The organism is Streptomyces sp. 8L, assembly GCF_020176795.1.
Classification (GTDB): Bacteria; Actinomycetota; Actinomycetes; order Streptomycetales; family Streptomycetaceae; genus Streptomyces.
Window position 1 is genome coordinate 1 of record NZ_JAIUKE010000045.1, and the last position, 6810, is coordinate 6810.

At 70.6% G+C, this 6810-nt stretch carries 9 protein-coding genes; 5 read left to right on the forward strand and 4 right to left on the reverse strand.

Annotated features, from left to right (window positions below; genetic code table 11):
• Positions 1-65 precede the first annotated feature (65 nt).
• The 4 genes from LCE31_RS06060 to LCE31_RS06075 all read right to left on the reverse strand — a co-directional run bounded on the left by LCE31_RS06060 (position 66) and on the right by LCE31_RS06075 (position 2782).
• Positions 66-566 (reverse strand): MarR family winged helix-turn-helix transcriptional regulator, encoded by a 501-nt coding sequence (locus LCE31_RS06060; protein ID WP_225012932.1) that lies wholly within the window; start codon positions 564-566, stop codon positions 66-68.
• A 147-nt stretch (positions 567-713) separates the two neighbouring features.
• Positions 714-1493 (reverse strand): AIM24 family protein, encoded by a 780-nt coding sequence (locus LCE31_RS06065; protein ID WP_225012933.1) that lies wholly within the window; start codon positions 1491-1493, stop codon positions 714-716.
• Complete coding sequence (locus LCE31_RS06070) at positions 1490-2140, reverse strand: AIM24 family protein (RefSeq protein ID WP_225012934.1); 651 nt, start codon at positions 2138-2140, stop codon at positions 1490-1492. The genes LCE31_RS06065 and LCE31_RS06070 overlap by 4 nt, the downstream gene beginning before the upstream one ends.
• A gap of 3 nt (positions 2141-2143) precedes the next feature.
• Complete coding sequence (locus LCE31_RS06075) at positions 2144-2782, reverse strand: AIM24 family protein (RefSeq protein ID WP_225012935.1); 639 nt, start codon at positions 2780-2782, stop codon at positions 2144-2146.
• 194 nt (positions 2783-2976) lie between these two features.
• Here LCE31_RS06075 and LCE31_RS06080 point away from each other — a divergent pair, with 194 nt between their 5' ends.
• The 5 genes from LCE31_RS06080 (at position 2977) to LCE31_RS06100 (ending at position 6697) form a co-directional block, all read left to right on the forward strand.
• On the forward strand, positions 2977-3321 hold the full coding sequence (locus tag LCE31_RS06080; RefSeq protein WP_225012936.1) for a DUF3817 domain-containing protein: 345 nt from the start codon (positions 2977-2979) through the stop codon (positions 3319-3321).
• Positions 3318-3626, forward strand: a complete 309-nt coding sequence (locus LCE31_RS06085) for an MTH1187 family thiamine-binding protein (RefSeq protein ID WP_225012937.1) — start codon at positions 3318-3320, stop codon at positions 3624-3626. Before LCE31_RS06080 ends, LCE31_RS06085 begins: the two co-directional genes overlap by 4 nt.
• A 154-nt stretch (positions 3627-3780) precedes the next feature.
• Positions 3781-4320 carry a MarR family winged helix-turn-helix transcriptional regulator gene (locus LCE31_RS06090; protein WP_225012938.1) on the forward strand — a complete coding sequence of 180 codons (540 nt, stop codon included), beginning with the start codon at positions 3781-3783 and terminating at the stop codon, positions 4318-4320.
• Positions 4321-4408: 88 nt separating this feature from the next.
• Entirely contained in the window at positions 4409-4747 is a 339-nt protein-coding gene (locus LCE31_RS06095) for a DUF3817 domain-containing protein (RefSeq protein WP_225012939.1), read from the forward strand.
• Positions 4748-4996: 249 nt separating this feature from the next.
• Positions 4997-6697, forward strand: coding sequence for an acyl-CoA mutase large subunit family protein (locus LCE31_RS06100; protein ID WP_225012940.1), 1701 nt, complete (start codon positions 4997-4999; stop codon positions 6695-6697).
• Positions 6698-6810 lie beyond the last annotated feature (113 nt).

A 6810-nucleotide genomic window follows, 5' to 3' on the forward strand; every position in this document is an offset into this window, starting at 1 on the left:
CCCCGCCCCCCGGGGGGGCCCGGGCCCGGGGGGGGGGGGGCCGGGGGCGGCCCGCCGGCGGGCCGTCAGTTCTTGCCGCGCCGCCTGCGCAACTGGTCCGCGACGGGGGTGAGCGACGCGCGCAGCTGGGCCAGCTGCTCCGGTGTCAACATGTCGATGAAGTGCCTTCGCACGGAGGCGACATGGTGCGGGGCGACCTCGCGCATGGTGTTCATGCCCTGGTCGGTGAGGACGGCGAACAGGCCGCGCCGGTCCGACTCGCAGTGCTCACGCTTGACGAGCCCCGCGCTCTCCATGCGGGTGACCTGGTGCGAGAGGCGGCTCTTGGACTGGAGCGTGGCCGCGGCCAGGTCGGTCATGCGCAGCCTGCGGTCCTCCGCCTCGGACAGGTTCACCAGGATCTCGTAGTCGTTCATGGTCAGGCCGAACGGCTGGAGGTCCTTCTCCATCTGGTACGTCAGCAACCGGTTGACATCAAGGTGCGTGCGCCAGGCGCACTGCTCCGCCTCGGTCAGCCAGGGGTCGTCCGTCTCCTGGGGGGCGGCGGTCTGTGTCTCGGTCTCCATGGCGACATTCTACCCAAGAAGTTGAATTTTGTACGAAGGCGGCTCGCGCACCCGCCTTCGCAGCCACCCGCCCCTTCGCGCCCGCCTCGCCGCGCCCGCCTCTGCTCGGGCCCGTCCCGTGGACGCCGTCCCGTCCCGTTGAAGCCGTCAGAGACCGAAGCGCCGCTGGAGGTCACCGAGCTGCCCGCCCAGCCGCGGCATCCCCGCGCCGCCGCTCTGACCGCCCTGCTGGCCGCCGCCGGGGACACCCTCCTCCGCGGGCACCGCGCCCGTCGGCCGCTCGGCCATCAGGAGCTCCGTGGACTGGACCAATACCGTACCCGCCCCGACGAACTCGAACTGGTGCTCCTCGCCCGAGGCGCCCCCGATGCCCGTCATGGCCCGCACACCGCCCAGAATCCCGCGCATGTAGCCGAAGTCGTAGTGATGGCAGGGGGAGGGGCAGTCGGCCCAGCCGACCAGGGCCTGCGGGTCCACCCGCAGGGGCGGCTCCATGAACACCACGGGCCCGTTCGACACCGCCACGAACTTCCCCGTGCCGATCAGCGTCAGAAACCCCGGCACGATCGACTGCTTCAGCGCGAGCGACGGCTGATACGCCAGCAGGTTCCCCGACCGGATGGTCAGGTTGCCGTCCTCCAGGTCGTACGAGTTCACGTCGAAGGCCCGGTCCGCGAGCAGCATCTTGCCGCTGCCCTGCGCCACCACCCAGTCCGGGACGTGCATCGGCGAGTGGAAACTCGTCCGCAGCAGCCCCTCGAAGCGCCCGTGGCCGACACCGTCGAAGGAGATCTGCCCGTAGTAGGCGACCATCTTGCCCTTCTGCAGGAACCACTGGTCGCCCCGCAGCTCCACGCAGAACATGTACTTGTTGACGTTGTCGTCGCTCGGCAGCGTCATGGGGTCGAGGACCACGGGCCCGGTCACAGCTTCTCCTCCGACGCCTGGACGAACACCGCACCGCTGCCGCTCAGCTCCAGCTGGAACGCCTCGCCCGAGCCGCGGCCCACCATCTCCCGCCAGCCGAGGGCGGTCGACAGCTTGTTGCGCACATCGCCGTGGTGCGCCACGTACGCCTGGGGGTCGACGTGCACCGCGCGCCCCGGCGTGATCGGCAGCTCGACCACCCCGCCGTGCGCCATGACCGCGACCGCGCCGTGCCCTCTGAGGGTGGTGGTGAACAGGCCCTGTCCTGTCACCTGGCCCCGCACCATGCCCATCACCCCGCCCTGCGAGCCCATGAACATCGTGCCCTGCTCCAGGGACCCGTCGAAGGCGAGCAGCCGGTCCGCCTCCACGTACAGCGTGTCCCCCTCCAGGGTGATCACCTGGATGTGGTGGCCGCCGTGGCCGAACAGCACGGTGCCGTTGCCCTCGACCGTCATCAGCGGGGCCGCCTCGTTCGCCACGCGGCGGCCGATCATGGACATCACCCCGCCCTGGCCGCCCTGGATGTTCGGCGTGAAGCCGACATCGCCCCGGTAGGCGACCATCGCGCCGCGCTGGCTGAACATCCGCTGCCCCGGCAGGACCGTGGCCTCCACCAGCTTGTCGTTGATCTCGCGGAACGGCATGGCCTAGATGTCACCCCCGATCGTGTTCCGTTCGCTGGGCTGTACGTAGACGAGGCCCTCGCCCTCGAACCTGATCTGGAAGGACTCGCCCGAGCCCTCTCCCATGAAGGTCCTGAAGGAGACGCCCGACTGGAAGCTCTGCCGCAGATGGCCCTGGTGGGCGATGTACGCGCCGGGGTCGACGGACAGCGGGTACTGCGGGCTGACCCGCAGCACCACCGCGGGTCCGTCCGACATGACCGCGGCCTGGCCCGTGCCCTCGACCGTCGTCGTGAACAGGCCGTTGCCGCCGGCGGCGCCGCGCAGGCCGGTGAACGACGTGCCCGTGCGCAGGCCCGCGTCCGTGCACAGCAGGTTCGACGCCTCGACGTAGAGCTTGTCGCCGTGCAGCGTGACAAGGTTGATCTCGCTCGCCCGGTCGGCGAAGTAGCAGGTGCCCTGGCCCCGCACCTCCATCACCGCCATGGACTCGCCGGTGATCCTGCGCGTGACCATCCCGCGCAGCCCCTCGCCACCCCCGCTCATCTTCTTGAAGGACATCTGGCCGTCGTAGGCGACCATCGAACCGTTCTTCGCCTTCACGGCGTCGCCCGCCATGTCGACGGCGAGCATCTTGCTTCCCTGGAGTCGGAACTGAGCCACGGGACGACCGTAGCGGGCGCGGTGCCCCGCGCACACCACCACTCAGGGGGAGACGGTCTCCCCCGGCCGGGGGAGACCCGCGGGAGGAGCCCGGCCGGGTTGACCCTGATACGGACCACAGGGTCACAGCTGCCACAATGGACCCGGTTTGTGCGCGCGTTCACAAACGACCCCCGACCGAAAGCGAAGCCCTCGTGGACATCAAGACCGCATCCGCGCTCCACCGACTCCGCCTCGTCTCCGCGCCCGAGGCCGTGTCCTTCCTGCTGCTGCTCGTCTGCTCGGTGCTCAAGCGCACCACGGACTTCAACGCGGTGCCCGCCATGGGCATGATCCACGGGCTCCTGTTCATCCTCTACGTGCTGTTCTGGCTGGACGCCTGGCGGTGTGCCCGCTGGCAGCTGCCGACCGCCGCGCTCTACTTCATCCTCTCCGTGCTGCCCACCGGCGGCTTCTTCGCCGAGCGCAAGCTCAAGCGCGCCTCCGAGGACATGATCATCGCCGCCAGGGCCCGCCGCGAGGGCACGGTGAACGCATGATCGTCGCCTTCTCCGTCTCGCCGCTCGGCGTCGGCGAGGACGTCGGCGAATACGTCGCCGACGCCGTGCGCGTGGTCCGCGAATCCGGCCTGCCGAACCGTACGGACGCGATGTTCACCTCGATCGAGGGGGAGTGGGACGAGGTGATGGACGTCGTCAAGCGCGCGGTCGCCGCCGTCGAGGCCCGCTCCTCGCGCGTATCCCTCGTCCTCAAGGCCGACATCCGTGAGGGCGTAACGGACGGCCTGACCGCCAAGGTGGAGACCGTCGAGCGCCATCTGCGCGAGGGCGGCGCAGACTCCTGACCGGGCCGGCGGCCGGGCCCCGACGGAGGGGCCGGCCCGGTGCGGCGTGGACCTCGCGGGCGCATGCCCGCCCCGTAAGGCCGCGCGGGCGTGCGGACGGCCCCCGGAGACCTGGCGGGAGCTGGGCATATCATCTCTCGGTAGGGTCGAGGGTGTGCCGAAGCCGTTGAGCCTCCCCTTCGACCCCATCGCCCGCGCGGACGACCTGTGGCAGCAGCGCTGGGGCCCCGTCCCCTCCATGAGCGCCATCACGTCCATCATGCGCGCGCAGCAGATCCTCCTCGGCGAGGTCGACTCCGTCGTCAGACCCCACGGGCTGACGTTCGCGCGCTACGAGGCGCTGGTGCTGCTCACCTTCTCCAAGGCGGGCGAACTGCCGATGTCCAAGATCGGCGAGCGGCTGATGGTCCATCCCACCTCTGTCACCAACACCGTCGACCGGCTGGTGCGGGCCGGGTTCGTCGACAAGCGCCCGAACCCCAACGACGGCCGGGGCACCCTCGCCTCCATCACGGACACGGGGCGCGAGGTCGTCGAGGCCGCCACCCGCGATCTGATGGCGATGGACTTCGGGCTCGGCGTCTACGACGCGGAGGAGTGCGCCGAGATCTTCGCGATGCTGCGCCCGTTGCGCCTGGCGGCCGAGGACTTCGAGGAGCGCAGGCCGCCGGAGCGCGGCGGCGACGAGTGGTGACCCGCGCCCCGGGCGCCGCGGCGGACGGCGCCGGGCGAGGGCCGACCCGCGCGAAGATCGCCCGGATCGTGCTACTACGCTCAGCGGCATGAAACGAAGCGTGCTGACCCGCTACCGGGTGATGGCGTACGTCACCGGCGTACTGCTCATCCTGCTCACCCTCGGGGTCATCGCCAAGTACGTGCTCGACATCAACGGAGCGGCGAGCTTCGTGGAGATCGTGGGTATCGCACACGGCTGGCTCTACATCGTCTACCTCGTCTTCGCCTTCGACCTCGGCTCCAAGGCCAGGTACCCGGTCATGCGGCAGCTCTGGGTGCTGCTCGCCGGGACCATCCCGACGGCCGCCTTCTTCGTCGAGCGCCGCGTCTCGCGCGAGCTGGAGGCCAAGGTCGTCACCCCCGCGCCGGTCACCGCGAAGGTGTGACGGGGGCGCGGTCCCCGCGCGCCTTGGCATCAGCGTCTCCGAATCTTCGCGTGAGGCGGGCCCTCGCCGTCCGGGCGGCTGGAGACGTCGGGGCCGTCGGAACCGTTGCGGCGGCCGGAACCGTCCGGCTGCCAGGAACCACGCGGCCGCCCGTACGGTGGCGCTGACGCGTGCCGTCCGGCACCCTGTGGCTCATGGGCGGCGGTACCGCGTCGACATGTACTTGGACGTCCTAGTAAATTCGAGGGTATGGACGCTGACGCGATCGACGAGGGCCGCACCCGCTGGCAGGCCCGGTACGACAAGGCCCGCAAGCGTGAGGCGGACTTCTCCACTCTCTCGGGTGACCCCGTGGAGCCCGTGTACGGGCCCCGGCCCGGCGACACCTACGACGGCTTCGAGCGGATCGGCTGGCCGGGTGAGTACCCCTTCACCCGCGGTCTGTACCCGACCGGCTACCGGGGCCGCACCTGGACCATCCGCCAGTTCGCCGGGTTCGGCAACGCGCGGCAGACCAACGAGCGGTACAGGACCATCCTCGCCAACGGCGGCGGCGGCCTCTCCGTCGCCTTCGACATGCCGACGCTGATGGGCCGCGACTCCGACGACGCGCGCTCGCTCGGCGAGGTCGGGCACTGCGGCGTCGCGATCGACTCGGCCGCCGACATGGAGGTCCTCTTCGACTCCATCCCGCTCGGCGAGGTCACGACCTCGATGACGATCAGCGGCCCCGCCGTGCCCGTCTTCTGCATGTACCTCGTCGCGGCGGAGCGCCAGGGCGTCGACCCCGGCATCCTCAACGGCACCCTCCAGACCGACATCTTCAAGGAGTACATCGCCCAGAAGGAGTGGCTCTTCCAGCCGGAGCCGCACCTGCGCCTCATCGGGGACCTGATGGAGCACTGCGCGCGCTCCATCCCCGCGTACAAGCCCCTCTCGGTCTCCGGCTACCACATCCGCGAGGCGGGCGCGACGGCAGCGCAGGAGCTCGCCTACACGCTCGCCGACGGGTTCGGCTACGTGGAGCTCGGCATCGCGCGCGGCCTGGACGTCGACGTGTTCGCGCCAGGCCTGTCCTTCTTCTTCGACGCGCACGTCGACTTCTTCGAGGAGATCGCCAAGTTCCGCGCCGCCCGCCGGATCTGGGCGCGCCGGCTGCGGGACGAGTACGGCGCGAAGACCGAGAAGGCGCAGTGGCTGCGGTTCCACACCCAGACCGCGGGCGTCTCGCTCACCGCGCAGCAGCCGTACAACAACGTCGTCCGTACCGCGGTCGAGGCGCTCGCGGCCGTTCTCGGCGGCACCAACTCGCTGCACACCAACGCTCTGGACGAGACCCTCGCGCTGCCCAGCGAGCAGGCCGCCGAGATCGCGCTGCGCACCCAGCAGGTGCTGATGGAGGAGACCGGGGTGGCCAACGTCGCCGACCCGCTCGGCGGCTCCTGGTTCGTGGAGCAGCTGACCGACCGGATCGAGGCGGACGCCGAGAAGATCTTCGAGCAGATCGTGGACCGCGGCCGGCGCGCCCACCCGGACGGACAGCACCCGATCGGGCCGATGACCTCCGGCATCCTGCGCGGAGTCGAGGACGGCTGGTTCACCTCCGAGATCGCCGAGTCTGCCTTCCAGTACCAGCGCGCGCTGGAGAAGGGTGACAAGCGGGTCGTCGGCGTCAACGTCCACCACGGTTCGGTCACCGGTGACCTGGAGATCCTGCGCGTCAGCCACGAGGTCGAGCGGGACCAGGTCGCGGCGCTCGGCGCACGGAAGGCGGCGCGGGACGAGGCGAAGGTCACCGCCGCGCTCGGCGCGATGCTGGCCGCCGCCCGCGACGGCTCCAACATGATCCCCTCGATGCTGGACGCGGTCCGCGAGGAGGCCACCCTCGGCGAGATCTGCGGAGCCCTGCGCGAGGAGTGGGGCACGTACACGGAACCGCCGGGCTTCTGACCCGCGACCCGGAACGCGTGGCGCGGTGGTGGGGCCGGCCCCGGAAAGGGGAGTCGGCCCCCCCCCCCGTGTGTAGTTTTAACACCCCCGCCCCCCCCAGCTGTATTCGGGCC

Excerpts from the sequence above, each read along its gene's own strand:
- LCE31_RS06060 (WP_225012932.1), bottom strand. The coding sequence starts at position 566 with ATGGAGACCGAGACACAGACCGCCGCCCCCCAGGAGACGGACGACCCC.
- LCE31_RS06070 (WP_225012934.1), bottom strand. The coding sequence starts at position 2,140 with ATGCCGTTCCGCGAGATCAACGACAAGCTGGTGGAGGCCACGGTCCTG.
- LCE31_RS06085 (WP_225012937.1), top strand. The coding sequence starts at position 3,318 with ATGATCGTCGCCTTCTCCGTCTCGCCGCTCGGCGTCGGCGAGGACGTC.
- LCE31_RS06095 (WP_225012939.1), top strand. The coding sequence starts at position 4,409 with ATGAAACGAAGCGTGCTGACCCGCTACCGGGTGATGGCGTACGTCACC.
- LCE31_RS06100 (WP_225012940.1), top strand. The coding sequence starts at position 4,997 with ATGGACGCTGACGCGATCGACGAGGGCCGCACCCGCTGGCAGGCCCGG.